The organism is Albimonas donghaensis, from assembly GCF_900106695.1.
GTDB lineage: Bacteria > Pseudomonadota > Alphaproteobacteria > Rhodobacterales > Rhodobacteraceae > Albimonas > Albimonas donghaensis.
Genome location: NZ_FNMZ01000001.1, coordinates 718,164 through 743,216 on the forward strand (window position 1 = coordinate 718,164; position 25,053 = coordinate 743,216).

Annotated in this window: 19 protein-coding genes and 1 tRNA gene; 4 read left to right on the forward strand and 16 right to left on the reverse strand. The window is 75.1% G+C overall.

What is annotated here, in order from left to right; all coding sequences use genetic code 11:
• Positions 1 to 16 precede the first annotated feature (16 nt).
• Positions 17 to 1,087, reverse strand: a complete 1,071-nt coding sequence (locus tag BLV24_RS02990) for a DMT family transporter (protein ID WP_092679636.1) — start codon at positions 1,085 to 1,087, stop codon at positions 17 to 19.
• 523 nt (positions 1,088 to 1,610) lie between these two features.
• On the opposite strand from BLV24_RS02990, the gene BLV24_RS02995 reads away from it, so the two are divergent.
• Positions 1,611 to 2,411 (forward strand): aldolase, encoded by an 801-nt coding sequence (locus BLV24_RS02995; protein ID WP_092679637.1) that lies wholly within the window; start codon positions 1,611 to 1,613, stop codon positions 2,409 to 2,411.
• Positions 2,412 to 3,759: 1,348 nt separating this feature from the next.
• Here the strand turns inward: BLV24_RS02995 and BLV24_RS03000 are convergent.
• The 10 genes from BLV24_RS03000 to infA all read right to left on the reverse strand — a co-directional run bounded on the left by BLV24_RS03000 (position 3,760) and on the right by infA (position 12,460).
• Positions 3,760 to 4,149, reverse strand: a complete 390-nt coding sequence (locus tag BLV24_RS03000; RefSeq protein ID WP_092679638.1) for a response regulator — start codon at positions 4,147 to 4,149, stop codon at positions 3,760 to 3,762.
• Between the two features lie 137 nt (positions 4,150 to 4,286).
• Positions 4,287 to 5,531 (reverse strand): TIGR03862 family flavoprotein, encoded by a 1,245-nt coding sequence (locus BLV24_RS03005; protein ID WP_092679639.1) that lies wholly within the window; start codon positions 5,529 to 5,531, stop codon positions 4,287 to 4,289.
• Between the two features lie 385 nt (positions 5,532 to 5,916).
• Entirely contained in the window at positions 5,917 to 7,077 is a 1,161-nt protein-coding gene (locus BLV24_RS03010) for an amidohydrolase/deacetylase family metallohydrolase (RefSeq protein ID WP_218133327.1), read from the reverse strand.
• A gap of 551 nt (positions 7,078 to 7,628) precedes the next feature.
• On the reverse strand, positions 7,629 to 8,576 hold the full coding sequence (locus tag BLV24_RS03015; protein ID WP_092679640.1) for a 2-hydroxyacid dehydrogenase: 948 nt from the start codon (positions 8,574 to 8,576) through the stop codon (positions 7,629 to 7,631).
• A 17-nt stretch (positions 8,577 to 8,593) separates the two neighbouring features.
• Positions 8,594 to 9,547, reverse strand: coding sequence for an AEC family transporter (locus BLV24_RS03020; RefSeq protein WP_092679641.1), 954 nt, complete (start codon positions 9,545 to 9,547; stop codon positions 8,594 to 8,596).
• A 312-nt stretch (positions 9,548 to 9,859) separates the two neighbouring features.
• Positions 9,860 to 9,935 (reverse strand) — tRNA-Phe (locus BLV24_RS03025).
• A gap of 160 nt (positions 9,936 to 10,095) precedes the next feature.
• Positions 10,096 to 10,299 carry a DNA gyrase inhibitor YacG gene (locus BLV24_RS03030; RefSeq protein ID WP_092679642.1) on the reverse strand — a complete coding sequence of 68 codons (204 nt, stop codon included), beginning with the start codon at positions 10,297 to 10,299 and terminating at the stop codon, positions 10,096 to 10,098.
• Positions 10,300 to 10,349: 50 nt separating this feature from the next.
• Entirely contained in the window at positions 10,350 to 11,441 is a 1,092-nt protein-coding gene (locus tag BLV24_RS03035) for a ribonuclease E/G (protein ID WP_092679643.1), read from the reverse strand.
• A complete protein-coding gene (locus BLV24_RS03040; RefSeq protein ID WP_092680244.1) occupies positions 11,438 to 12,031 on the reverse strand; it encodes a Maf family protein in 594 nt (197 codons plus the stop codon). The genes BLV24_RS03035 and BLV24_RS03040 overlap by 4 nt, the downstream gene beginning before the upstream one ends.
• 210 nt (positions 12,032 to 12,241) lie before the next feature.
• The gene (infA, locus tag BLV24_RS03045) at positions 12,242 to 12,460 is read right to left on the reverse strand and encodes a translation initiation factor IF-1 (protein WP_092679644.1); all 219 of its coding nucleotides are present in this window, start codon (positions 12,458 to 12,460) and stop codon (positions 12,242 to 12,244) included.
• A 573-nt stretch (positions 12,461 to 13,033) separates the two neighbouring features.
• Between infA and BLV24_RS03050 the strand changes: the two genes are divergently transcribed.
• Positions 13,034 to 13,558 (forward strand): DUF992 domain-containing protein, encoded by a 525-nt coding sequence (locus BLV24_RS03050; RefSeq protein ID WP_176954599.1) that lies wholly within the window; start codon positions 13,034 to 13,036, stop codon positions 13,556 to 13,558.
• Positions 13,559 to 13,768: 210 nt separating this feature from the next.
• Here BLV24_RS03050 and BLV24_RS03055 read toward each other — a convergent pair whose 3' ends face one another.
• From BLV24_RS03055 to BLV24_RS03070, 4 genes are all read right to left on the reverse strand, one after another.
• Positions 13,769 to 14,455, reverse strand: a complete 687-nt coding sequence (locus tag BLV24_RS03055; protein WP_092679646.1) for a thiamine diphosphokinase — start codon at positions 14,453 to 14,455, stop codon at positions 13,769 to 13,771.
• 26 nt (positions 14,456 to 14,481) lie between these two features.
• Positions 14,482 to 15,165 carry a glutathione S-transferase family protein gene (locus BLV24_RS03060; RefSeq protein WP_218133328.1) on the reverse strand — a complete coding sequence of 228 codons (684 nt, stop codon included), beginning with the start codon at positions 15,163 to 15,165 and terminating at the stop codon, positions 14,482 to 14,484.
• 424 nt (positions 15,166 to 15,589) lie between these two features.
• Positions 15,590 to 16,438, reverse strand: a complete 849-nt coding sequence (locus BLV24_RS03065) for an RlmE family RNA methyltransferase (RefSeq protein ID WP_092679647.1) — start codon at positions 16,436 to 16,438, stop codon at positions 15,590 to 15,592.
• Between the two features lie 260 nt (positions 16,439 to 16,698).
• The gene (locus BLV24_RS03070; RefSeq protein WP_092679648.1) at positions 16,699 to 17,847 is read right to left on the reverse strand and encodes a Ppx/GppA phosphatase family protein; all 1,149 of its coding nucleotides are present in this window, start codon (positions 17,845 to 17,847) and stop codon (positions 16,699 to 16,701) included.
• A gap of 684 nt (positions 17,848 to 18,531) precedes the next feature.
• On the opposite strand from BLV24_RS03070, the gene BLV24_RS03075 reads away from it, so the two are divergent.
• On the forward strand, positions 18,532 to 20,370 hold the full coding sequence (locus tag BLV24_RS03075) for a M14 family metallopeptidase (RefSeq protein WP_092679649.1): 1,839 nt from the start codon (positions 18,532 to 18,534) through the stop codon (positions 20,368 to 20,370).
• A 179-nt stretch (positions 20,371 to 20,549) separates the two neighbouring features.
• On the opposite strand, the gene BLV24_RS03080 is transcribed toward BLV24_RS03075, so the two are convergent.
• The gene (locus tag BLV24_RS03080) at positions 20,550 to 22,688 is read right to left on the reverse strand and encodes a tetratricopeptide repeat protein (protein WP_176954600.1); all 2,139 of its coding nucleotides are present in this window, start codon (positions 22,686 to 22,688) and stop codon (positions 20,550 to 20,552) included.
• 285 nt (positions 22,689 to 22,973) lie between these two features.
• Here BLV24_RS03080 and BLV24_RS03085 point away from each other — a divergent pair, with 285 nt between their 5' ends.
• A complete protein-coding gene (locus tag BLV24_RS03085; protein WP_092679651.1) occupies positions 22,974 to 25,037 on the forward strand; it encodes a M3 family metallopeptidase in 2,064 nt (687 codons plus the stop codon).
• The last annotated feature ends 16 nt before the right edge of the window (positions 25,038 to 25,053 follow it).

A 25,053-nucleotide genomic window follows, 5' to 3' on the forward strand; every position in this document is an offset into this window, starting at 1 on the left:
AGGAATGCGCGCGAGCCTAGGAGGGTTCGCCGGACTTGGAAACCGGGGACGCCGCGGGGTCGGCCCCATCCCCAGCCCCCGCCCCGGCTCCCGCCGCCGCCGCCGCCGCCGCCGCGAGCGCGTCGGCGCGGATCTGGGCCCGCTGCTCCCGATGCAGGACATAGAGACCCGAGCCCGCCACCACCGCGATCCCGACCCAGGTGAGCGCATCGGGGAACTCGCGGAACACGAGCCAGGAATAGAGCGCGGCGAAGACGATCTCCAGATACTGCACCGGCGCCGCGACCGAGGCCGGCGCGTGGCGCAGCGCCATCACGATCAGCAGATGCGAGAGCGTGGCGAAGACCCCGACCCCGGCCAGCAGCGCCCATTCGAGCCCCTGCGGCCAGACCGGATCGAAATGCGCGGAGCCCGAGCCCGCCCCGGCCCACAGCGCCAGCCCCACCACGATCCCGCCCGAAAGCCCGGCCAGCGCCTGCATCGGCAGCACGCCCCCCTGCTGGCCCAGCCGGCGGGTGAGGATCATGTAGAAGGCGAAGGCTGCGGCGGTGCCGAGCGGGTAGAGCGCGGGGACGCCGACCTCCTCGAAACTCGGCTGGATGATCAGCAGCGACCCCGCGAAGCCGATGGCGCAGCCCGCATAGCGCCGCCAGCCCACCTGTTCGCGCAGGAGCGCCGCGCCGAGCAGGGTGAGCATCATCGGCTCCACGAAGAAGATCGCCATGGCGTCGGGGACGGGCATGTGGCGCAGCGCGGCGAAGAAGAACAGCGTGGCGACGGCGATCAGGGCGCCGCGGGCGAAATGGGCGGGCAGGGCGCGCAGGGGGGGCATCGGCTCGGGCCGGATCAGCAGCAGCGCGCCGAGCAGCGTGGTCTGGGTGACGAAGCGGGCCAGCCCGATGACGCCGACGGGCAGGGTGGCGGCGGCGAGCTTGGCGGTGATGTCGATGCCGGGCCCGGCGACGCAGAAGCCGAACATGTAGAGCACGCCGAGCACCGCGCCCGTCGGGGCCGCGCGCCGCCGGACCGGGGCGGCGGAGGCGGCCGAGGGCCGGGATGCGGGGGAGGGGCGGGGCGCGTCGGTCATGCATCGGGCCTATCCGCGCGCAGGGCCGACGTCCAGCTTTCAGGGGGGCGGCTTGCCGGCGGCCCGCATCAGGGAGGGCGGAGCGCTGTCGGACGGACGCTCGGCCTCGCGGCCGTCGCCCCGCCCGCCATCCCTCCGCGCATCGCGGTTGGGCCAACGGTTCGGCGCATGCCCGCGTCGCCCCGCGAGGCCCTTGATCCGGCGTGCCGGGCGACGGCGCCGGGCGTCTCTCGGGCGGGGAGCGGGACACCTGCGGCGCGCGCCGGATCGGCTTTCCCCCGACTGCCGCCCGGCGCAGGAAGGCCGCGCCTCACAGGTTTCGCGCAGGCCTCGGAAGGGGCGCGCCGTCGAGGGGGTCGCGGCGGCCGGACGCCTCGACGCCGCCGCGCGTCAGGCGTTCGCCCCCCCGCCCCCCGCTCATCCGCCCCGCCGCATTGACGCGCCCCGGCCGCTGCGACGACACTCCGCCCCGATCCCTCGCGCCCCCCGGCGCCGCCCCTTCCCCCGCATCCAGGAGCGCCCCATGGCCCACGCCTTCTCCCCGCGCCGCGCCCCCGACGCCTCCGGCCCCGGCGCCAACCGCCCCGACCTCGCCTCGCCCGAGATCCGCGCCGCGCGCGAAGACCTCGCCGCCTGTTTCCGCATGGCCGCCCGCCTGGGCTTCGAGGAGGGGATCTGCAACCACTTCTCGGCCCTCGTGCCCGGCCATGAGGACCTGTTCCTGGTGAACCCCTACGGCTACGCCTTCCGCGAGATCACCGCTTCCTCCCTGCTGATCTGCGATTTCGACGGCGCGGTCATCGAGGGCGAGGGCGCGCCCGAAGCCACCGCCTTCCACATCCACGCCCGCCTGCACGCCGCCCGGCCCTCGGCCCGCGTCGCCTTCCACACCCACATGCCCTACGCCACCGCCCTGTCGATGACCGAGGGCGAGCCGCTGATCTTCGCCGGCCAGACCGCGCTGAAGTTCTATGGGCGCACGGCGGTGGACCGGGACTATAACGGCCTTGCGCTGGATGCGGCCGAGGGCGACCGGATCGCCGCGGCGGCGGGGGAGGCGGATATCGTCTTCATGAAGCATCACGGTGTGATGGTGCTGGCCCCGACCATCGCCGAGGCCTGGGACGACCTCTATTACCTCGAACGCGCCTGCGAGGTGCAGACCCTGGCCCTGTCCACGGGGCGCGAGGTTCGGCCCGTCGCCCCCGAGATCGCCGCCGAGGCCGCGCGTCAGATGCGCGAGGGCGACGCCGAGTCGGCGCGTCTGCACCTGCTGTCCCTGCGCCGGACGCTTGATGCGGAGGAGCCGGGTTACCGCGACTGAGCGGAGGCGAAAGCGCCGCGGGGGCGGGGGGCGGCCCCGACTGCCGAAACGAGGCGGAAGGCGGGTTCTCTTGGCTGTCGCGGGGGGTGTCGGCGCTTCCGGCCGAAGACATGGGGGCCGGAGCCCCCTTCAACATGCCGCGTGAGGCCGACGTCCGAAGGAAGACGCCAGGCCCCCCGCCCATATCAGACAGGCCGAAGGCCGCGTCGCCCGTCCGTCTCCGTCGCCCCGTCGCCCTGGGGCAGTCCGCGGGCGCGACGGCTGTCGCGTGATCCGCCGCATCGGCTTGGCTCCGCGCATTGGCTGCCCCTGGAAGGACGCGCCGGCGTGCTGCGCCCCGCGCCGGAGGCGCCGAGGGTCGAGGCGAGGCATCCGAGCGCGCATCGCCCGGCGATCGGCGGAAAAGGGGGGGCGAAGTTCAGGCCATCGCCCGTTTCCGCGTCCCGGTCATCGCGGCGAGACGCCGGCGTTGGGGATGCGGAGCGCGACGGGACCGCCCTGCGCCGTAGCCCGGTCGCAGGCGGCTCGCCGTCCAGGATGGTCGGCGCTTCGAGCCGCAGGCGCGAACATTTCTTTCAAACCCCGCATCTGTAGGGGGCGGAAGGTCATCGAACGCGGCTGCTACCGGCTCGGGGACCGGCGACGTGCCGCCGCCTCCTTGCGGGGCGCGAGGCCCGGCCTCAGGGCGCCCGGCGTCGGGGCGATCTGCCTGCGGCGGGCTTCGGTTCGAGCCCTGGGGACCGGCGTCGATCACCATGCGCGCCCGTCGCGAGGATTTTCCGCCGGCTCGCCGCGGCACGCATCCGGGGAGGGGCGGGCGGAGAGGGTAGGCGCACGACCCGCCGTCGCCGCCGAGGCCGTGTCGCGACCGGGCAGGCTTGCCCGTCCACGCCGGTCGCGTCCTGCCCGCGACTGCGGATCGCTAGGTGCGCGCGTTGCCGCATGTTTTTCGGCGCGCGGTCATCTCTGGGTGAGCTTGACTGCGGTCAAGCAGGGCTGCGCCGTTGGGGCTGGCGGTTGTGGGGCACATGCCGAGCCCGCAGGCACGACTTCCGCCTGGGCCGCTTTTGACGCAGCCGCCGCGCAGTCGCCTCGGTCCGCTGCTCGGGCCGCCGCCGCTGCCGCGCGTCCGGAAGCCGGGGACCGGAGATGCGCCGGGGGTCTCGGCCCGTCTGGATTGATTTGCCGTGCGCCGGACGGTTTGCCCTGCGCCGAAAGCTTATCCCGTGACCCGGGCGGTTCGCCCTGAGCGGGGCGAATGACCGTGCGCAGGGGGAATGACCGCGCGCAGGGAGGCGCCCCGGCTTGCGTCCGGCCCATCCCCACCGGGCCACCGCGGCCGGGAGGTTCAGGCCAGGGGAGGGCCGCCCGGCGATGCCGAACGCAGGCGGTAGTGATCGACCAGGGCCGCCACTTCCTCGAAGTTTTCGGACTTGTGGAAGAAGGCGGTGACGTTGTCGTTCCGGCTGAACAGGTCCGAAAGCGCCAGGTTGGTGCGCCCGCTGACCACCACCACCGGCAGCGACGGATCGCGGGTCGCGGCCAGGGCGATCAGGTCGAGCCCGTCGCCATCCGGCAGGCCGAGATCCGCCAGCATCAGGCCGAACCGCTCCGAGTTCAGGGACAACTCCCCCTCCGCCTGGCTGTAGGCGAGCGTCGTCTCCATCCCCAGGTCCCCAAGCACCTGTCGCCAACGTTCGGCGACGAGCTGGTCATCCTCCACGATCAGGCAACGCATCTCACGATCCCCTTCGGCTGGCCCCTCCGGCTGGTGAAGCGGAGATCATTTTCCGACGGAAACCTTTCCAGATCGTTATGCGAACCGGTTAAGCCCCGCGGACCGGCGCGCCCGCCGCGCCCGCCGCGACCCGGAGTTCAGGCCTCCAGCCGGGCCGCCGCGGCCGCCCCGGCATGGCGGCCGGTGGCGAGGCAGGCGGTCAGCAACTGGCCGCCGGTCGGCGCCTCCCAGTCCAGCATCTCGCCCGCGCAGAACACGCCGGGAACCGCGCGCAGCATCAGGCCTTCGTCCAGCGCCGCGCGCCGCACGCCTCCCGCCACCGAAATCGCCTCGTCCAGCGGCCGCGGGCCGTCATGGGGCACGGGCAGCGCCTTGAGCAGGCGGGCCAGCGCCAGCGGGTCGGCGGGCGGCGGCTCGCCCCCCGGACCGCGGCCGAATTCCAGCGCCAGCCCGCGCCGCGCCGGGTCCATCTTCAGCGTCTTGCGCAACCGGTTGACCAGGCTCTCGCCCCGGCGGGCGTTGGCGAGGCGGCGGGCGATCTCGGGCGGTTCCAGATCGGGGAAAAGGTCCAGCGCCAGCGGCGCGCCCTCCCGCAAGGCGCGGGCGACGGCGTAGATCCCGCCCCCCTCGATCCCGCGGGCGGATATGGCGAATTCCCCGCGCGCGCGAACCCCGCCGGCGATCAGGCGCACGTTCTTGACCGGGGCGCCGAACAGCGGCGCCATCCGGTCGGACCACGCCACCCGGAACCCCATGTTGGCGGGCTGGAAGGGCGCCAGCGCCACCCCCCGCGCCGCCAGCCAGGGCGCCCAGGCCCCGTCGGAGCCGAGCCGCGCCCAGCTCGCCCCCCCCAGCGCCAGAACGGTGACGGAGGGGGCGCGGGTCGCGGGGCCTTCGGGGGTGGCGAAGCGCAGGGCCCCGGCCTCGGCCCCATCCTCGGCCCAGCCCTCCCAGCGCCAGCCGGTGCGCAGGACCGTCCCCGCCGCGCCCAGCCGCGCCAGCCAGGCCCGCAGCAGGGGAGAGGCCTTCATCGCCCGCGGGAACACCCGGCCGGAGCTGCCCTCGAACGTCTCCTGGCCGAGCCCCTCGGCCCAGGCGCGGATCTCGGCCGGTCCGAAGGCGTCGAGCATGGGGGCGAGCCAGGGCGCCGCCTCCGCATAGGTTTCGCGCAGGCGATCCGCGGGCGCGGCGTTGGTGAGGTTGAGGCCGGAGCGCCCGGCCATCAGCAGTTTGCGCCCGGCGGAGGGCTTGGCCTCGACGATCTCGACCCGGTGGCCGCGGGCGCAGAGCGTCTCGGCCGCCATCAGCCCGGCGGGGCCGGCGCCGACGATCAGCGCGGGGGCGGGATCGGAATCGGGAGAAGGGGTCGCGAGGTCGGTCATGGGGCGCGGGCTCCGGCTGGGACGGGTCCGTCCTCGCACCGGCGGCGGCGGCGGGCAAGGGTGGCGCGCAACGCAGGCCGCCCCGATCCGCCGGCGATCCCCGATCGCCGCGATGTCGAGGGGGCGCAGGCCGGGGGGCGTCTCGTCACAGGCGGCGTCGAGCAGGGGGCGGGGCGTCGCCGCCCCGCGATCCCGACCACGATCAACCGCGGGACCGGCGATCCGGCGTCGGGCTGACGGCGGGTCGGCTCCGGAACAGGATTGTCCGCATCGCTTTCCGCCGTCTCGCCCCGCCATCTTGTTCACGCCGGGTCTGAAGCGTCACGCGGCGGGGCCGGGTTTCCGTCTTGCGGGGAGGGCGCCGCCCGCTCCCGCGCGCGCCGTTTCAGTCCCCGTGCCACCAGCGGCCGGCGATCACCACCCCGGCGGGGCGCAGCATCCGGTCCCCGGTCTCCACCGCCCCGCGCACGTCGGCGAGCGGGAACGCCCCGGCCTCGACCGTGAGGATCGAGGCGTCGCCCGCCGCGCCCTCCCGGAAGGTCCCCAGATCCTCGCGCCCCAGGGCCTTCGCGGGTTCGAGGGTCGACCGCGCGATGACCTCCGGCACGTCCATGCCCAGCACCAGGAACTTGGACATGGTGACCAGCTGATCGTAGGCGGGCCCGTTGATGCAGAAGGCGTGCACGTCGGAGGAGATTACGTCCGGCGGGAACCCCGCCGCCATCATCCCCCGCGCGGTCTTCCAGCCGAATGAGCCCATGCCGTGGCCGATGTCGAAGATCACCCCGCGCTCCCGCGCCGCCAGCACGGCGGGCTTGACCCGGCCCCGGCCGTCGATGGGGGCGTTGGGGAAGGGGCGGTAGCAGTGGGTCAGCACGTCGCCCGGACGCAGGCGGGCGATGACATCCTCGTAGGAGGGCGGCGGCTCGTCGATATGGCACATGATCGGCACGTCGATCTCGTTCGCCACTTCCAGCGCCACGATCAGCGGATCGATCCCCGACGGTCCCGACGCGTGCCGCCCGATCCGCACCTTCACCCCCACGATCACGTCGCGGTTGGCCTCGATCACCGCCGCGCATTCCCGCGCCGCCATCAGGCGCATGTCATGGCTCTCGCCCACCATGATGCCGGTGTCGAAGCCGTAGATGCCGGCGAAGGAGACATGCAGATAGGCGAGGATGCGGGTCTGAGACGGCGCGATCACATGTTTGCGGAAGCCCGCGAAATTGCCCGGCCCGGCGCTGCCGGTGTCGATGCAGGTGGTGACGGCGCATTGGCGGGCATAGGCCTCGGCGTCGACCCCCAGCGAGGTGCCGCCCCAGTAGACATGGGTATGCAGGTCGATGAGGCCCGGGCACACGATCCGGCCGGCCATGTCGCGGATCTCCGATCCCGTCAGCCCGTCGCCGAGCCCGGAGACGCGCCCGCCCGAGAAGGCGACGTCGGTCACCCGGTCGATCCCCTGCGAAGGGTCAATGACGCGGCCGCCCTTGAGCACGAGGTCATGGGTCGCGGTTTCGGCGCTCATGGGGGCCTGGGTCATGGGCGCGCCTCGCGGGCGGAGCGGGGGGCGTGGGCGGTCGGTTCGGGCATCGGGGCGGCTCCTGGCGGGGGCGGCCGGAGCGGCGCGGGCGGGGCGGCGTCCGGATGGCGGCGGAGAGGGATCGGCGTCCGGACGGCGGCGGAGAGGGATCGGCGTCCGGACGGCGGCGGAGAGGGATCGGCGTCCGGAGGCAGAGTGTCCGCCGGCGCAGCGCGACGCAAGCGGGAGGGCCGGCCGGCTGGCGGGGCTCGCGCTCTCGGATCGCGATGACGGCGCCCGCGCCTCCATCCGAAAATTCGCGGAGCGGGCCGAGGTTTTCGACCCCGCCGTCATCCGCTTTCGCCGGGCGCCGGGCTGCGCGAGTTCAAGCCGGCCTCGCTCATGTCCGGGCAAGCAGGGGTCCATGTTCCCCGACCCGACCCGGCGCGACGTCCATGCCGACGGCGGACCCAGCGCATGGCGGCCGCGCCGCCGCGGGCAGCATGGCGCCCCCCGCACACGCCCCGCCGCGCCTCACGCGGCGCAGGGGCGGCTCGCAAGGCGCGCCGGGGTCAGGCGACGGGGGAGATCAGCGGCGCGCCGTTGAAATGGGCGACGAGATTGTCGACCACCATCCGGGCCATGGCGTCCCGCGTCTCCACCGTGCCGCTGCCATGATGGGGCGAGAGCGCGACATTGGGCAGGGCGAGCAGGGCCGGGTCGGGCGCGGGCTCGGCCGCGAAAACGTCGAGCCCGGCGGCGCCGAGCGCGCCGCTCGCCAGCGCCTCGATCATGGCGGGCTCGTCCACCACGCTGCCGCGGGAGATGTTGACCAGCGTGCCTCCGGGCCCCAGCGCGCGGATGACGGGCGCGGAGACGAGGCCCCGCGTCCCCGCCCCGCCCGGCGTCGCCACCACCAGCGCGTCGGCCCAGCCGGCCAGCGCCTCGGCGTCGGGGAGGCGGGCGTAGGGGACGTCGCGCGGAGCGCGGGCGACATAGCCGATCTCCATCCGGAACGCCTCGGCCCGCGCGGCGATGGCCTGGCCGATGCGCCCGAGGCCGAGAATGCCGAGCCGCTTGCCGGTCAGCGTCGGGGTCAGCGGAAACATCCCCTCCCGCGCCCAGGCGCCGGAGCGGACATGGGCGTCGCCCTCCACCAGCCGCCGCCGCGCCATCAGCAGCAGGGCCATCGCCATGTCCGCCACGTCGTCGGTCAGCACGTCGGGCGTGTTGGTCACCGCGATCCCCCGCGCCCGGCAGGCGGCGAGGTCGAGCTTCTCGGTCCCGACCGCGGAGCAGGCCACGATCTCCAGCCCCGGCAGGCGGTCGATGATATCGCGCCCCAGGCCCCGGCCGCCGGTGGTGACCACGGCGCGGATGCGCGGGGCTATGGCGTCGAGCAGGGCGTCCGGGTCCTCGGCCCGGTCATGGCGGTGGAGGGCGAACAGCGTCTCCAGCCGCGCCATCTGGCCGGGGCGCAGGGCGGAGACCACAAGCACGTCGGGGCGGGGTTCGGTCATCGTGTTCTCCTGCGGGATCAGCCGAAGATCGCCTGCGCGGCCAGCATGGCCAGCGGCACGGTCAGGGCGGCGACGACGGTCTGGGTGGCGACGAGGCTGGCCATGAGCGGCGCGTCGCCCCCCATCTGGCGCGCCATGACATAGGAGGAGGAGGCGGTGGGCAGCGCATTGAACAGCACCGCCAGCAGCGCCACCTCGCCGTCGAGCCCGGCGATCAGGCAGGCTCCGGCGGTCAGGGTGGGCATGGCCGCGAACTTGGCGAGGGAGGCGATGGCGAAGAGCCGGGGCGCGCGGCCCAGCGTCTCCCGGTCCAGGGCCGCGCCGACGCAGAGCAGCCCCAGCGGCAGCGCCGCCTGGCCGAGCGCCCTGGCGAAGCCCTCGATCCCCGGCGGCAGGCCCAGGTGAAAGGCGTGCAGGGTGATGCCCAGGACGCAGGCGAGGATCAGCGGATTGCGGGCCAGCGCCTTCAGCGCGTGGGTCAGCCCGGCGCCGGTCCCGCCCTCGGGTCCGGTCCCGGCGGGGACGTAGCGGGCGAAGACCAGCACGCAGAGCACGTTGGCGGTGGGCACGATGGTGGCGATGGCGATGGCCGAGAGCGCGGCGGCCTGCGGGCCGAACAGCGCCAGCGCCGCGGTGACGCCCACATAGTTGTTGAACCGCACCCCGGCCTGGAAGACCGAGGTGAAGGCCCGGGGCTCGATCCCCAGCGGGCGGCGCAACAGGGCCAGCGCCGCGCCGGTGACCAGGATCGGCCCGGCCAGCGCGAAGACCAGTCCGCCGATCGCGACCTCGGACAGGTCGGCCATGGCCAGCCCGTGCACGATCAGCGCGGGGAGCAGCACGAAATAGGCGAGCTTCTCCGCCGGGCCCCAGAATTCCGCCGGCAGAAGGCCGGTGCGGTGGCGCAGGACATGGCCCAGCCCGATCAGCAGCGCCGTGGGCGCCAGCGCGATCAGCAGCGCGCCGATCATGCCGGGCGCGCGGGCGCGGCGCGGAACTCGGGCGCGGTCATGCAGGCGTCCCCCGGAAAGGGCTGTCGCGGCCTTGGCGGCGCGCGGAACGGCGCGTCGCGCCGCTTGAAACGGGCGTGCAGGCTTGATGGCCCCGCGGCGGGGCGATTGCAAGCATCGGGCGCGGGGAACGGGAAGGCCGCGCCCGCCCGCCTGCCGCGCGGACCCGCGCCGCGTCGCGCGAAACGGCGACGCATCACCCCGCTGATCTTCTTCAGCGAAGCGCGGATGTCAGGTCAGGGACGACCGGGAGCGGCGTAGGGGAGGGGGGCGTGGTGCCCGGGGGCGGATTCGAACCACCGACACGCGAATTTTCAATCCGCTGCTCTACCAACTGAGCTACCCGGGCGAAGCGCCGTCGACCGGCGCTGGGGGGTTATTATTGGAACCGCGCGGGGCTGACAAGAGGGGGCCGCGCGGGTTTTTCGCCTGACCTAGCGACCCGCGCGCGCAGGCCGGTCGAGGGCGGCGGCGAGGCGGGCTCGGCCCTCTCCGCGCCCGCCGCTTCTTCAATCGCTTTCCCGGCCGCTGTCCCGGCCGCTGTCCCGGCTCGGATCCCGCGCGTAGTCCTCGGCGTCGGGGGCGTCGTCCTCTTCCGCCGGGATCGCGTATTTGCCGTTGAGCCAGTTGCCGAGATCGAGATCCGCGCAGCGCTTGGAGCAGAACGGACGGTAGGCGGTCACGGTCGGGCGCTTGCACATCGGGCAGGGCATGGCGCTTTTCTCCTGTCGCGGCGACGGCGGGGGATGGGCGGGGGGGCCGCTCAGGGCGCGGGGATGCCGCGGGGCAGAAGCTCGGTCAGCGGCCGACGCTCCCGCCGGCGGGTGAGCTCCATATGGCCGAGGCCCGTCCAGCCGACCATCTGGGTGTCGATCGGGTCTTCCTTCAGCGCCTTGCGCAGCGCCGCCTCCGCCTGCTTGCGGTCGCGTTTCGACAGCGGCGCGAAGTCCACGACCACCTGGCCGGCGAGGCCCCGAAGGCGCAGCTGGCGGGGCAGGTCGGCGATGGCGGCGAGATTGGCCTTCAGCCCGGTCGCGGTGGTGAAGTCGCCGGCGGTGTTCACGTCCACCGCCACCAGGGCCGATGTCGCCTCGACCATCATCCACGCCTCTCCGACCAGGGGCACGCGGGGGGAGAACAGCGCCTCCACCTGCTCCAGCACGCCGAGATCGTCCCACAGCTTCAGGTCGCCGCGCTGCACGTCGTCGGGCTCGGGCTCCACCCAGTCGCGCCAGGCGCGGGTCTCGGCGTCGGGGGCGGCCACGACTTCGCCCGGCGGGCCGCCCTCGGCCTCCGCCGCGCGGGCGGCGTTGAGCAGGGCGGCGAGCGCGGCCACGTCCTCGGCCACCGCATCCGGGTCCACGAAGGCGGCGGCGGAGCGCAGGATGGCGCCGGGCGCGTGCTCGCCGGTCAGCCCGGCTTCGTCCAGCGCGTCGCGGGCGATGACGCGCAGGCGCGCGGCCTCGTCCTCGTCGCGGACCTTGCGGGCGACGTTGATGCCCGGCGCATGGGGGGTGAGGATGGCGTAGCGGCCCTTGAACAGCGGCTCGTCGGTCACCGGCGTGGCCTTGCCGGGCTCCGCATGGCGGGCGACCTGGACCAGCAGCCGGTCGCCCGCTTTGGTCTTGCGCGGCGACTTCAGAAAGCCCTCGCGCCCGTCGCCGAGGTCGAGGAAGGAGGCGCCCAGCGCATCCACCCGCCGGTCCACGCGGGCGTAATGCACCGCCTCCAGCCGCGGCGAGGCGTCGGCCTCGGGCGCGTCGACCAGCAGGTCGGTCAGCCGCCCGTCATCGAGGCAGGCGGCCATGGAGGGCATCCCCTCCTGCTCCAGCAGCGCGATCAGGCGGCCTTTCATGCGGGCGATCCTTCATAGGTCACGGTGAGGCCGGCGCCGGCGAGCAGCCCGGCGGTCTCGGTCAGGGGCAGGCCCACGACATTGGTGTAGCTGCCGTTGATGGCGGGCACGAAGGCGGCGCCGATGCCCTGGATGGCGTAGCCGCCGGCCTTGCCCCGCCATTCGCCGGAGCGGAGATAGGCCGAGATCTCGGCGTCCGACAGGCGCTTGAAGCGAACCTGCGTCTCCACCAGCCGGGTCCATTCCCGGTCGCCGAGCCTGAGCGCGACCCCGGTGGCGACCCGGTGACGGCGCCCGGAAAGCAGGGTGAGGAAGGCATGCGCCTCGGCCTCGTTCTCCGGCTTGCCGAGGATGCGGCGCCCGGCCGCGACCACCGTGTCGGCGGCGAGCACCAGGGCGCCCGTCGCCTCGGGCCGGGCGGCGACCGCGGCGGCCTTCTCACGGGCGAGCCGCTGGGCGTAGGGGCGCGGCAGCTCGGTCCGGCGCGGGGTCTCGTCGATATCGGCGGGCAGGACCGCGTCGGGGACAACGCCGATCGAGGCCAGCAGATCGCGGCGGCGCGGCGAGGCGGAGGCGAGCACGAGGCGCAGGGTCATGACCGGGCCTCGGCGCGGGGGTCCGCGCGCCTGTCCGAAAGGAGGGGAGGAAGGCGGTCCTGCGCGCGCGGCCTTGCGGAGCGCGCGCGCGGGATGATTCGGCCGGGCAGGGCGACTGACCCGCACGCCGGAAGGGCGGCGGGGCGGGCTCTGCGCGCCGGCCGCATGGCGCGCGCCGGGGCGTTGAGGCGCGCCATGGCGGGGTTACTTGAACCGGTAGGTGATGCGGCCCTTGGTCAGGTCGTAGGGCGTCATCTCGACCTGAACCTTGTCGCCGGCCAGCACGCGGATGCGGTTCTTGCGCATCTTGCCTGCCGTATGGGCGATGATCTCATGGCCGTTCTCGAGCTTCACCCGAAAGGTCGCGTTGGGCAGAAGTTCGACAACGACCCCGGGGAACTCGAGAGTCTCTTCCTTGGCCATGCTGTCTCCGGCGCGTGGAATAGGGGGCGTCGCGGCGTGCGGAGGCGCGTCGCGTGGCGGGGGGTATGGCGCGAATGCGCGCGGGATTCAAGGCGCAGCGCGCAGGGCGCGGCCCCATGGCCGTTCGGGCCCTGTCGGCGGGGGCGGCGAAAGCCGGCCCGGGGCGGCGCGCCGGAGCCGGGGTAGAGGGCGGGGGGAGAGGGCGGCGGCCGGCGTTTCCGCGGGCGCGCGGGTCAGCCCGCCAGGCGCGCCTGGGTTTCGGCGACGGCGACAGGCCGGGCGGTCCGGGCCGCCCGTCCGGGGGCGTCCGGCGGCCGCCGCGCGGGGCGCTCGGGGCGGGGCGGCGAATTGTGGCGAAGTCCCGCGCCGCCACCGCCGGCGCATCCCCTTGATCGCGTGCGCCAATCCTGCCGGAGGCGGAGGGGCGGCCCGCCGCAATTGGGGCAAAGTCATGATTTGTCACCGGTTTCCATTGACCGGAACCGGTTCCGCGCCAATTTTCAGGTCACGATCCCGATGCCGAAGCGCCGCGGAAAACCCTGCGGCCGGCTTCGATGACGAAGGAGAATGAGAATGAAAAAGTTCGCCGGTATTTCCGCCGCCGCCGCCGCCGCTCTGATGGCCGTGTCCGCGCCCGCCTTCGCCCAGACCGCCTCCACCACCGCCGACAAGGCGACCGGAGAGGCCCAGTCCAAGATCGAGGTCGGCATGCTGCGCTGCGACCTGACGGGCAAGAGCAACTACGTGGTTCTGTCCAAGAGCGAATACGCCTGCACGCTCGAATCCGAGAACGAGGCCGAGGACGCGGTCTACGTCGCCAAGATCGACAAGATCGGCGTGGATCTCAACCTGACCGAGCAGCAGAAGCTCTACTGGGCGGTGATGTCGTCGACCGACAAGTTCACCACCGACATGATGGACGGCGAGTATGTGGGCGTCAGCGCCGACGCCGCGCTGGGCCTCGGCGCCGGGGTGAAGGTGCTGGTCGGCGGCGAGTCGGACCGGATTTCGCTGCAGCCGGTCTCGGCCAACACTTCCGCCGGCATCGGCGTCGCCGCCGGGCTGGAGAACATGGAGCTGCGCCGCGTCACCGAGTGACCCGGCCGGCCTGACGCCCCGCGGGGCGCGGCCTGACAGCCTGATGAAAGAGGGCGCGTCGCGGGAGCGGCGCGCCCTTTTCGCGTCGCCCCGGCCCCTTCGCCTCCGGCGCGGCGCGGTTCCGCCCGCCTCGTTCAGCGAGACGATGCTTCAACCCGCCTCGTCCAGCGCGGTGATCCTTCAGGCCCCCTCGTCCAGCGAGGCGATGGTTCAGGCCGCCTCGTCAAGCGAGGCGAGGATCTCCCGCAGGAACCGTCGCTCGACCACGATCAGGGCGCCGCGGGCCGAAAGGTCCAGCCCCACCTCGGCCGCCGAAGCGCGGTTGGAGGTTCCGATCCGCGTCCCCGGCCCCAGCGGGAGGCTCTCCAGCGGCCATTCCAGCCCGGTGGAGGCCAGCCCCACGCAGTCGGCCAGCGGATAGATCGAGACCCGCGCCCCCGCCTCCAGCCGCGCCCGCCAGCGCAGGGGCGCGAGAAACGCCAGGTCCTCGCGCCCCGCCAGCAGGATGCGCCGCTCGGGATGCATCAGCAGGGTGTGCAGCGCGGCGAGCGAATGGTCGATGCGCCCGCCGAGAAACCCGACCCCGAGATAGAGCGGCGCGCGCGTCAGGCGCAGGCATTTCTCCAGGTCGGTGGAGTCCTGCTCGGCCACCGGGATCAGCCGGTCGCCCAGCCGGGCGCGCCAGTGGTCGGGGTCCTCGAGACTGTCCATGTCGCCGATCACGGCATCGGGGGCGGGGCCCGCGTCGCGCAGCCGGTTGGCCCCGCCATCCGCCGCGATCACCGCCCCGCAAAGCGGCGCCAGCGCCGCGATCAGGCCCGAGGGCGCGGGGCCTCCGCCCAGCAGCAGGGCCGGGCGGTCGAAGATCAGCGGCGGCGGCGGGGGGGCGTCCGTCATGCGGGCTCCTTGGGGACGGCGGGGGGTCAGCCGCGTTTGGGTCGGGCGCAGGAGGGGCGGGCGGCCAGCTCGGCCATCCAGCGCAGGGTGCCGGTATGGCTGTCATCCGGGCGGACCTTGGCGACCTTGGCGAAATCCAGCGTGGTGTAGGCCACGATGTCGGCGATGGTGAAGCGGTCGCCGGCGATATAGGCGCTCGCGGTCAGGCGCCGGTTCAGCAGGTCCAGCCCGTCGGCCAGCCGCGGGCGATGCGCCTCGGCCAGCGCGGGGACCTGGGCCTCCAGCGTCGCCATGGCGGGATGGGTGTGGCGGAACACGTAGAACAGCGGCATGGCCACCAGCATCTCGGTCCGGCGCACCCATTGCTCGATCTTGGCGGCCTCGAACCCGTCGCGGCCCATCAGGTTGGGCTCGGGGTGCAGGGCCTCGAAATAGCGGCAGATGGCGAGGGTCTCGGTCAGGGTCTCGCCGTCGGTCAGCTCCAGCGCGGGCAGGTGATGGGTGCCGAAGCGGGCCAGGTGCTCGGGCGCGTAATGGGCGCGGGTGGCCAGCTCGATCTCGGTGCGGGGCACGTCCACGCCCTTCTCGGCGAGGAAGATGTCGACCCGGCGCGGATTGGGCGCGGTGGAGCAGGTGATCATGCGCACCGGCCGGGGCAGGGCGGATGCGGGGGCGGATGCGGGGGTGGCGGGCGTGGGGGCGTCGGTCATCGGGCGGTCTCCTCCGGTTTTCTGTGTTGCGGCGCAGAGTGGCGCGGGCGAGGCGGAAAGGAAAGCCGCGACGCGACGACGGGGCGCTGCGGCGGCGTCCGGTTGCGGGCGGGCGGATGTTCTCTTGATGTTCCTGGTCTGCGGCGCGGAGGGCGCGCGGCTCGGCGGAGGATGCCATGACCCTTCGGGGAAGCCGCCTGCGCGGCGCGGCGCGGTTCGAGCTGGCGTCACCGCCCGCCGGTCTCCGGGCCATCCCGAGACGGGCTGGCCGGGCGGCCTGACAGGGCGGGCGGAGCGGGAGCGCCGGGGCGGCTGAGGTTCGGCGGGCTTCGGGTGGACCGAAGCCGCGCGTCGACCCGGGCGAGGGTGGCGCCGCGGCGCCCGCGCGGCCCGTCCGGTCGAAGGGGGAGGACGCCGGCCCCGGTCAGCCCAGCGGGCCGGCCTCGGGGTCTTCGCCGTGATCGTCGCGCTCGCCGGTCTCGCTCGGGCGGCGGCCGCGGAAGCCGGTGGCGAGCACATACATCTCGGCCGAGTCCTTGCGGCTCGCCGGCGGCTTGATGTGGCGCACATGGGTGAAGTCGCGCTTGAGCATCGCCACCAGCTCGCGCTCCGACCCGCCCTGAAGGGTCTTGGCGAGGAAGGTCCCGCCTTCCTTCAGCACTTCGGCCGCGAACCAGGCCGCGGCCTCGCACAGCGCGATGATGCGCAGGTGGTCCGTCGCCCGGTGGCCCGAGGACGAGGCCGCCATGTCCGAGAGCACCGCGTCGGCCTCGCCGCCCAGGGCCGCCTTCACCGCTTCGTCCGCGCCCTCGTCGAGGAAGTCCATCTGCATCAATTCGCAGCCGTCGAGCGGCGTGACCTCCTGCAGGTCCACGCCCAGCACGCGGCCGCGGGGGCGGTTGGGCTTGGCGCCGTCGGCATTGGTCCGCCGCGCCGCCACCTGCAGCCAGCCGCCCGGCGCGCAGCCGAGATCGACCACGCAATGCCCGGTCTTGAGGAACGGGTGGCGGTCGTCGATTTCCGACAGCTTGTAGGCGGCGCGCCCGCGGAACCCGTCGCGTCCGGCCCGCTGCACATAGGGATCGTTGAGCTGGCGCTCGAGCCAGAGGGTCGAGGACAGTTTCCGGCCCTTGGCGGTTTTCACCCGGGTGCGGAGCTCCCGCGCGCCGCGGCCCGAGCCGCCGCCCGTGGCCCCGCCCGCGGGGCCGCCGGCGCCCGAGCTTCCGCCCGACCGCTTGCCGCCGCCCTTGCCGCTTTTCGAGGGTCCGCTCATGCCGTCGCCGCCTGTCTTCCGTTCCGTGGGCGGCCGGATCCGGCCGCCGTCCCGCCCCCCTTCGCGCCGGTCACGCGCCGGGTCAAGCCCCGCGAGGGATCGGGCGGCGCGCGTTTCCCGTCCGCTGCGGGCGAATCCGGGCGCGTTCGGCCCCGGTCGCCCCCCTTCGGCTCCCCCACCGTCGGCTCCGCCCCGTCGGCTCCCCCCATCGGCTGCTCTGGGGGCGGCCTTCCGGTCAGCGCCCGGCGGGCCCCCCCGGGTCAGCCTCGGTCAGCCCCGGCCCGGGCCGGGCCGGCGCAGGGGCCGCCGGGACGCTCGGCCCACATCAGCGAATGCAGCATCCCCTCACGCAATCCGCGGTCGGCGACGCGGATGCGCTCGGCCGGCCACAGGCGCAGGATGGTGTGCAGGATGGCGGCGCCGGCGACGATCAGTTCCGCCCGGTCCGCGCCCACGCCGGGATGCGCCTGCCGCCCGCCGGGGCCGAGGTCGATCAGGTGGCGCGAGATCCGGGTCGCCGCCGCGCGTTCCAGCCACATGCCGTCGACCCGAGCGCGGTCGTAGCGCTCCAGCCCCAGCCGCAGCGCGCCCAGCGTGGTCACCGTGCCCGAGGCGCCGATGATCTGCAGCCCGCCCAGCTTGGCGGCGGCGAGATCCTCCTCATAGGGCAGGAACCCGGCGATATGGTCCTCGAAATGGCAGGCCATGAGCGCGTAGCGGTCGCGGTCCTCGGCCACGTCGGCGAAGCGGTCATGCAGCGTGGCCACCCCCACCGGCGCCGAGATCCAGTCCACGATGCGCGCGCGCGCCGCCCGGCGCAGCTCGGAGCGGTCCGGCCCGCCGCGCCCGGGCGCGAGCGCCAGGATCATGTCCTGCCGCTGGTCGGGGGCGACGCCGACGAGGTCGATCCAGATCAGCTCGGTCGAGCCGCCGCCGATGTCGAAGACCATCAGGCTTTCGGCGCTTTCCTCCAGCAGGGGCGCGCAGCCGGCCAGCGCGAGGCGGGCCTCCTGCTCGGGCGTGATGACCTCGATGTCGAGCCCGGTTTCGCGGCGCACCCGGCGCAGGAAGCCGCGGGCGTTGGCGGCGCGGCGGCAGGCCTCTGTGGCGACGATGCGGGCGCGGGCGACGTCGTGGCGGCGGATCTTGGCGGCGCAGATGCGCAGGGCGTCGACGGTGCGGTTCATGGCCTCGCGCGACAGCTCTCCGCGCGCCTCGACGCCCTCGCCGAGGCGGACGTTGCGGGAAAAGGCGTCGAGCACGCGGAAGCCGCCATGGATGCCGGCGGGCCCGGGCTCGGCGATCAGCAGGCGGCAGTTGTTGGTGCCCAGATCGAGCGCGGCGTAGCGGGACGGCGCCCGGGCCGGGGCGGCCTGGGCGTCGATGCGGGCGGGCCTGCGGGCCTGCATGTGGGCATCGGGCGCCGACGTCACGAAAACACCTCCGCGGCCAAGCGCCGCGCATTTCCCAATGGGTAAACAAGGTTGGGCGGCGGGACAAGGGCGCGAAGCGGCGGCGGGCGCCGAACGTGGCGTAGCGTGGGGCGTAGTGTCGGGCGTAGGGCGGCGCGCAGTGCGGGCGGCCCAGCCGATGGAGCGGTCAGCGCGGGCGGGGCGTCGCCGCGACCGCAGCCGCCGGCATGCGGAGCGGTGAAGCGGCGCCATGCGGTCGGGGCGGGCGGGGCGGACGGGGCGGACGGGGCGGCGGAGATCCGCGAGGCGCGGAGCCGGCGACCGCGTCGGACAGGGTCGCCGGACGAAGGGCCCGGCGCCGCCTCGCGAGGTTCCGCCCGGACCGGGCGCCGGATCCACCGGAGAAGGGGAGGGCGCGCGGCGGCTGCGGGACGTCGACGGGCGATGGCCGCGCGGTCTGCTTTCCGGTCGCCGCTTTCCGCGCACCTGCCGAAACCCGCGCCGCTTCGCCCGCCACCCGCCCCCACGTCTCGACGCCGCGCGGGGCGGGCCGGCGCCGGTCGCGCCACCTCGCCCGCGCGGCCCCCTCTTGGCCTATCGCGCGGCGTCTGGCCTCCGCGCGCCGCTACGGTCTAGCCTTCATGCGGCGGGCGCGGGGCTCGTCGGCAACGGGAGCGGCCCATGGCGGTGATCCTCGAACGACGCTTCGGCCCGCCGCTGGGCGAGGCCCTCCGCGGGCTCGCCGCCGCCCATCCCGGCGCCCGGCTGGAGGTCTGGTGCTTCGAGCCCGCCGCCGCCCGCCGCGCGGCCGAGGCCGCGCTGGCCGCCGAGGGCGTCCGGCTCCGCCTGCGCGCCGCCTGGAAACCCGCCCTGCATGCGCTGCTGGAAGATCCGCCGGCGCCGGGCGAGAGGCTGGACCTCGCGCCCCCCGCGCCGGCCGATCTCGGGCCCGCGCGCTTCGTGCAGGAGCCCTGGCCCGCGCCGGCGCTGTTCGGCCGGGCGCTGCGGCTCGCGCCGCCCGTCCCCTGCGCCCCGGTCGCCGAGGCCGCCGCGGAATGGCGACTGCGCCGCGTCGGCCCGGAGGGATCGGCGCGGGAGACCCGGATCCTCGCGCCGCTGCGCCGGCGCCCGGCGCCGGGCGGCGGCCCGGACGTCCTCGCCGCCTGCGGCTGGGTCCGGGCGACGGCGCGGGACGGCGCGATCCTGCGCGACGGCCCGTGGGAGACGCCGCTGGAGACCGCCCTCGCCGCCGCTTTCGAGGCGCTTGGCGGGCTGGCGGAAGCGGAGGCGTCGCGTCCGGACCGCGACGCGGGGCCGGGCCTCGATATCGTGTTGCGGCTTGAAGGGGCCTTCGAGGCGCTTGAGATGCACGGCTTCCGGGATGACCCGAGCGTCGATCTCGCGGAAATCCTGCATGAGGAGCTGCATTTCGCCGGGCTGGAGATCTTCGCCCGGGCCTTCGGCCTCGCCCCGGGCGACCGGACGCTGCGGGCCGGGCGGATCGTGCCGGTGGTGGTTCCGGCTTCGGGCGAGGCGGGCGTCCGGCTGCGCGTCACGGCCCGACGCCAGCGCCCCGCCGCCGCGCGGACGCGCCGCGCGCCCGGCGCGGCCGCGGGGCCGGGCGAGCGGCCTTGGACGGCGGCGGAGATCCGGGCCGGGCTGGGTGCGCTGGACGGCCTTGGCGGCGCCGCGCGGCGCGAGACCTCGCTGCGCGGGCGGCCGATCGAGGGGCGGGTCTTCGCGGGCGATGGCGCGGGCGTTCTGGTCACCGCGGGCCAGCATGCCAACGAGCCCTCGGGTCCGCCCGCGGCGCTGGCCATCGCCGCCGCGCTGGCGGGCGAGCGCGCGGCCTGCGCGGTCTGCCCGATGGAGAACCCCGACGGTCATGCGCTCTACGCCCGGCTGCGGCGGCTGGCGCCCCGGCACATGCATCATGCCGCGCGCTACACCGCGCTGGGGGCCGATCTGACGCATCTGCCGCCGCAGGCCGGGGAACGGGCGATGCGCGACGGCCTGGCGGCGGAACTGGCGGGCGCGGGGGAAACGGCGGGGGGCGGGGCGGTCCTGCATCTGAGCCTGCACGGCTATCCGGCGCATGAGTGGATCCGGCCCTTCACAGGCTATCTTCCGCGGGGATTCGAGGGCTGGTCCCTGCCGCGCGGCATGCATCTGATCCTGCGCTACCGGGCGGAGGCGGAGGGCCGGGCCCGCGCCGCGCTGGCGGCGGCCGCGGCGGCGCTGGCCGGGGATGGCGAGATCGCGGCGTTCAACGCCCGCCAGCTGGACGCGCTCGCGCTGCATGCGCCGGAAGCGGCCGCGGCCCAGGCGCGGATCGGGCCGGTGGGCGTGGCGGCTTCGGTCGTCGCGGACCTGCCGGTGTCGGCCATGCTGATCACCGAGGCGCCGGACGAGACGGTCGAGGGGCCGGGCTTCACGATGCTGGTCCGGGCGCAGGTCATGGCCGGGCTCGCCGCCGCGCGCGCCTGGCGCTCGACGGTGCGAACCCCGACGGAAGCGTGAACCTCGACGGGAGGGAGGCCGCGCGATCCGCCGATGCGCAGGCGGCGGCCGGGCGCCCGCGCGGCGGGGCGAGGCCGGCGCCCGGCGGAACGCGGCGCGGGTCGCCGGGGCCGCGGCCGGGGCCGGATGCGGGGAGGGTGCTGCGGGGGGGGGCCGCAGGGGGGGCGCCGAAAGCCGGATCAGGCCCCCGCGGTCAGCTCCGCGAACGGGGCGAGGATCGCCTCGGTCAACGAGGGGTCGTCGAAGGCGTGAACCAGGCGCGCCGACTCGGGAGACATCCGCGACAGGGTGGGGGAGAGGGGGGCGAGGGTCGCCTCCGCCTCCGCCCCTCGTCCCAGCGCGCGCAGGCAGGCCGCGCGCAGCAGCCGCGTATGCGCCCAGTCGGGGCGGGCGGCGAGCGCGCGGTCGCAGGCCGCCAGCGCCGCCGCGGGCTGGCCCTGCGCGAACCGGGCCAGCGCCGGCGCCAGCAGCCATTGCGCCGCCTCCGCCGCGCCGGGGGCGGTGGCCAGCGCCCGTTCGGCCCAGGCCACGGCCTCCTCCGCGTCGCCGGACAGGGCCAGCAGGCGGGCCATCTCGCCCAGGGCCGGGGCGAAGCCGGGGGCGAGGGTCAGGGCGCGCAGCTGGTGGGCGCGGGCGGCGGCGGGGTCCTCCATCAACGCCGCGGCGATGCCCAGCGCGTGCTGGGCCCAGGCGTCGCCCGGGGCGCGGCGCAGGGCGCGCAGGGCGAGCTCGCGGCCCCGGAACAGCGCCTCGCGCGGGGCGGGGGACCAGCCGGACCAGCCTTCTTCGAGATGCGAGAAGGCCAGCACCACCAGCTCCGCCGCATCGGCGTCGCCGGCGCGGGCCAGCGGCTCCAGCAGGGCGCGCGCGGCCTCCGCCGCCGCGGGGCCGCCCTGCATGACCAGGCCGCGGGCGCGCATCAGGCGGGTCCAGGAACAGGGCGGCGGGGCGCCCTTGCGGGGGGGCGCGGCGGGCTCCGTCCGGGGCAGGGCGAGGGCGCGGGCGGTCTCGGCCTCCATCAGGTCGGAGGCGAGCGCGCCGGCGAGCATCCGGCCCAGCCCCGCGGCGCGCCCGATCTCTCCGCCCTCCGGCCAGGCGAGCCGGCGCGTGGCGATGGCGGCGGCGTCGCCGGAGCGGGCGGCGGTGACGATCTCGGCGCAGGCGTCGGGGCCGGTCTCTGCGCGCAGGGTGACGGCGTAGTCGGCGGCGCGGGTGAGGGCGGAGAGCCCGATGCCCGCGGCCTCCAGCGCCGCGGGGCCCTGCACGCGCATCCAGCCGATGCGGGCGAATTGCGCGATGGCGGCGTCGGCGGCGGCCTCGGCCAGCGCGCGCGCGGCCGGGTCGGCGCCGTAGGGCACGATGGCGACCAGCGGGCGCGGGTCAGGAGCGGGCGCGCGGGCGACGGTTGCCGGGGGGCGCGCGGCGGAGGGGCGGGGCGCGGCGCCGGGCCTGGCCCGCGCGGCGGGGGCCGAGGGGGCGGGGCCAGTCGGGACGGGGCCAGTCGGGGCGGGGCCGGGCGCCTCGGCCGCGGCCGCCAGGGAGGCCGCGGCGGCGCGGCGGGCCGGGATCAGCGCGTCGAGATCGGTCTCCGGCGGCTCGCCCAGTTCCGCGATGAAGACCGCGCGGGCGGCGTCGGCCTGCCGCTGGGCCTGCGGAACGCGCCCGCCCGCCACATGGATGCGGATCAGGGAGGCGTGCACGTCCTCCTGCAACGGATCGATATCCAGCAGCTTGCGGGCCGCCGCCGCCGCCCGGTCGAGCCGCCCGGCGCTTTCGTCCAGCAGCATCAGGCGCAGCAGGCCGTCGGTGACGGTGGCTTCCAGCTGCGAGTTGCGCGCCGCGATCCAGTCCTGGAAAGGCGCCTCGGCCACGGCCAGAGGGGCCAGCAGGGCGCCTCCGTAGCAGTCCAGCAGGGCCGAGAGCCCGACCGTCTCGCGCGCCGCGCAGGCCGCGTCGACCTGCTCCGCATCGGTGATCACGGCGCCCGGGCGAAGGGCGATCTGGCCGCCCGGCGTCTCCACCGCCGCCTCGAACAGCGGGCCCATCGCGCGCTTCATGCGCCGCAGCTCCTGGCGCAGGGAGGCGCGCCCCTGGTCGGGCGAGCCCTGGGACCACAGCAGGTCCACCAGCACGTCGCGGGTGGCCGTGCGGCCGGGCTGAAGCGCCACGAAGGCCAGCAGCGCCATGCCCTTGGCGCCCAGCGCGGTCAGCGCGGCGCCGCCGGGCGGGCGGGCCAGCGCCGCGCCCAGCATGCGCAGTTCCAGCACCGGCCCGGCCGGGACGGCGGCCGTCTTCGCGTTCTTCCCGTCGCCACCCACGCCTACCGTCCCCATTCCCGTTCGCCCCGCCGCGGCAATGCCGCGCGGTCTTCCGTTTCGCCCGTCGCGCGCCCCGGTTCCAGGTCTCCGCGGCGCGGGTCATCTGGTCGGCCCGGCGCCGAAAGGCTATATGCAGCCGGAGCCCGGAACGCCGACCGCGTTCCCGCACGACATTCCGCGGCGCGCGACGGCTTGGCAAGGCCCAGCTGCGCCCGCGCCGCTCCCGCTTCGACGCCGCTCCGCCGCCCTCCGCCACGGCCCGCGCGTCTTTCGAAAGGACCCTTCATGACCCAGACCGCCGCGACCGAGACCGCGCTCGACGCGCCCTGGACCGGGGCCTGGGGCCTGCCGCCCTTCGCCGCCGCGACGCCCGAGGCGATCCGCGCCGGCTTCGACCGGGCGCTGGCGGCCAACCTGGCCGAGATCGCGGCGATCCGGGACGCCGACGCCGCGCCGACCTTCGCCAACACCGTCGAGGCGCTGGAAGCCGCGGGCCGGGCCATCGGCCGGGTGGCGACGGTGTTCTACACGCTGGCCTCCACCAATTCCGACGACGCCATAAGGGGGATCGAGCGCGAGATGGCCCCGCGCCTCGCCCGCCATTCCGCCGCCGTGTGGATGGACCCCGCGCTCGCCGCCCGGGTCGACGCGGTTCCGACCGAGGGCCTGAGCCCGGAGGAGGCCCGCCTGCTGGAGCAGCTGCTGCGCGCCTTCGAACGCTCCGGCGCGCGCCTCGCGCCCGAGGGCCGCGCCCGGATGGCGGAGATCATGGAGGCGCTGTCGAATCTCTCCACCGCCTTCTCCCAGAACGTGCTCGCGGATGAGAGCGGCTGGACCCTGCCGCTGGACGAAGGCGACCTCGCCGACCTGCCCGAAAGCCTGGTCGCCTCCGCCGCCCGCGCCGCCGCCGACCGGGGCGCGGAGGGGCATCTGGTGACGCTGGCCCGGTCCTCGGTCGAGCCCTTCCTGCGGCTCTGCCCGCGCCGCGACCTGCGGGAGAAGGCCTGGCGGGCCTGGACCGCGCGCGGCGCCAATGGCGGCGACACCGACAACCGCGCCCTGATCGCGCGCATCGTGGCGCTGCGGATCGAGCGGGCGAACCTGCTGGGCCACGCGACCTTCGCCGACTTCAAGCTGGCCCCGGAGATGGCCAAGACGCCCGATGCCGTGCGCGACCTGCTGCTGCGGGTCTGGACGCCGGCCAGGGCGAAGGCGGAGGCCGAGGCCGCGCGCCTGCTGGCCGAGGCGACCGCCGCCGGGGAGGCCGGGGCCAACGACGTGCTGGAGCCCTGGGACTGGCGCTACTGGGCCGAGAAGGTCCGCGCCCGCGACCACGCCGTGTCCGACGCCGAGCTGAAGCCCTATTTCCCGCTGGAGAACATGATCGAGGCGGCCTTCGACTGCGCGCACCGCCTGTTCGGGCTGGAATTCCGGGAGGTCGAGGGCCTGGACCTGCACCATCCCGACGCCCGCGCCTGGGAAGTGACCCGGGGCGGGGCGCCGGTGGCGCTGTTCATCGGGGACTATTTCGCGCGGGCCTCCAAGCGTTCGGGCGCGTGGATGAGCCAGATGATCTCGCAGGAGGATTTCGACCCGGCGGTGGGCGCGGTGCGCCCGGTGATCCTCAACGTGATGAACTTCGCGCAGGGGGCCGGGCGGGGCGACACGCTGCTGAGTTTCGACGACGCGGCGACCCTGTTCCACGAATTCGGCCACGCCCTTCACGGGATGCTGTCGAAGGTGCGCTATCCGTCGCTGGCCGGAACCTCGGTGGCGCGGGACTTCGTGGAACTGCCCTCGCAGCTTTACGAGCACTGGCTGGAAGCGCCGGAGGTGCTGGGCAAGCACGCCCGCCACTACCAGACCGGCGCGCCCATCCCGGCGGCGCTGATGGAGAAGATGCTCGCGGCCCGCAATTTCGGGCAGGGGTTCTCGACGGCCGAATACATCGGCTCCGCGCTGACCGATCACGAACTGCACCGTCTGACCGAAACCGCGGCGGATTTCGACGCGGTGGCCTTCGAGGCGGCGCTGCTGGCGCGGATCGGGATGCCGCACGCGATCCGGGCCAGGCATTCCGCCCCGCATTTCCTGCACGTCTTCTCGGGCGACGGCTACTCGGCGGGCTATTACAGCTACATGTGGTCCGAGGTGATGGACGCCGACGCCTTCGCCGCCTTCGAGGAGACCGGCGACGTCTTCGACCCGGGCGTCGCGGCGCGGCTGGAGGAGACCATCCTTTCGGCCGGCGGGCGCGAGGACGCGATGGAGGCCTGGCTGGGTTTCCGCGGCCGCGCGCCCGATCCGCAGGCGTTGCTGAAGGGCCGGGGGCTCGACGCGGCGGTCTGATCCGGGGGCGTCGCAG

Bases quoted from the DNA above. Each gene is read 5' to 3' on its own strand.
- BLV24_RS02990 (WP_092679636.1), bottom strand. From the start codon at position 1,087: ATGACCGACGCGCCCCGCCCCTCCCCCGCATCCCGGCCCTCGGCCGCC.
- BLV24_RS03085 (WP_092679651.1), top strand. From the start codon at position 22,974: ATGACCCAGACCGCCGCGACCGAGACCGCGCTCGACGCGCCCTGGACC.
- BLV24_RS03020 (WP_092679641.1), bottom strand. From the start codon at position 9,547: ATGATCGGCGCGCTGCTGATCGCGCTGGCGCCCACGGCGCTGCTGATC.
- BLV24_RS03060 (WP_218133328.1), bottom strand. From the start codon at position 15,165: ATGACCGACGCCCCCACGCCCGCCACCCCCGCATCCGCCCCCGCATCC.
- BLV24_RS03055 (WP_092679646.1), bottom strand. From the start codon at position 14,455: ATGACGGACGCCCCCCCGCCGCCGCCGCTGATCTTCGACCGCCCGGCC.
- BLV24_RS03030 (WP_092679642.1), bottom strand. From the start codon at position 10,299: ATGCCCTGCCCGATGTGCAAGCGCCCGACCGTGACCGCCTACCGTCCG.
- BLV24_RS03075 (WP_092679649.1), top strand. From the start codon at position 18,532: ATGGCGGTGATCCTCGAACGACGCTTCGGCCCGCCGCTGGGCGAGGCC.
- BLV24_RS03070 (WP_092679648.1), bottom strand. From the start codon at position 17,847: ATGCAGGCCCGCAGGCCCGCCCGCATCGACGCCCAGGCCGCCCCGGCC.
- infA (WP_092679644.1), bottom strand. From the start codon at position 12,460: ATGGCCAAGGAAGAGACTCTCGAGTTCCCCGGGGTCGTTGTCGAACTT.
- BLV24_RS02995 (WP_092679637.1), top strand. From the start codon at position 1,611: ATGGCCCACGCCTTCTCCCCGCGCCGCGCCCCCGACGCCTCCGGCCCC.
- BLV24_RS03010 (WP_218133327.1), bottom strand. From the start codon at position 7,077: ATGACCCAGGCCCCCATGAGCGCCGAAACCGCGACCCATGACCTCGTG.
- BLV24_RS03050 (WP_176954599.1), top strand. From the start codon at position 13,034: ATGAAAAAGTTCGCCGGTATTTCCGCCGCCGCCGCCGCCGCTCTGATG.
- BLV24_RS03005 (WP_092679639.1), bottom strand. From the start codon at position 5,531: ATGACCGACCTCGCGACCCCTTCTCCCGATTCCGATCCCGCCCCCGCG.
- BLV24_RS03000 (WP_092679638.1), bottom strand. From the start codon at position 4,149: ATGCGTTGCCTGATCGTGGAGGATGACCAGCTCGTCGCCGAACGTTGG.
- BLV24_RS03035 (WP_092679643.1), bottom strand. From the start codon at position 11,441: ATGAAAGGCCGCCTGATCGCGCTGCTGGAGCAGGAGGGGATGCCCTCC.
- BLV24_RS03015 (WP_092679640.1), bottom strand. From the start codon at position 8,576: ATGACCGAACCCCGCCCCGACGTGCTTGTGGTCTCCGCCCTGCGCCCC.
- BLV24_RS03065 (WP_092679647.1), bottom strand. From the start codon at position 16,438: ATGAGCGGACCCTCGAAAAGCGGCAAGGGCGGCGGCAAGCGGTCGGGC.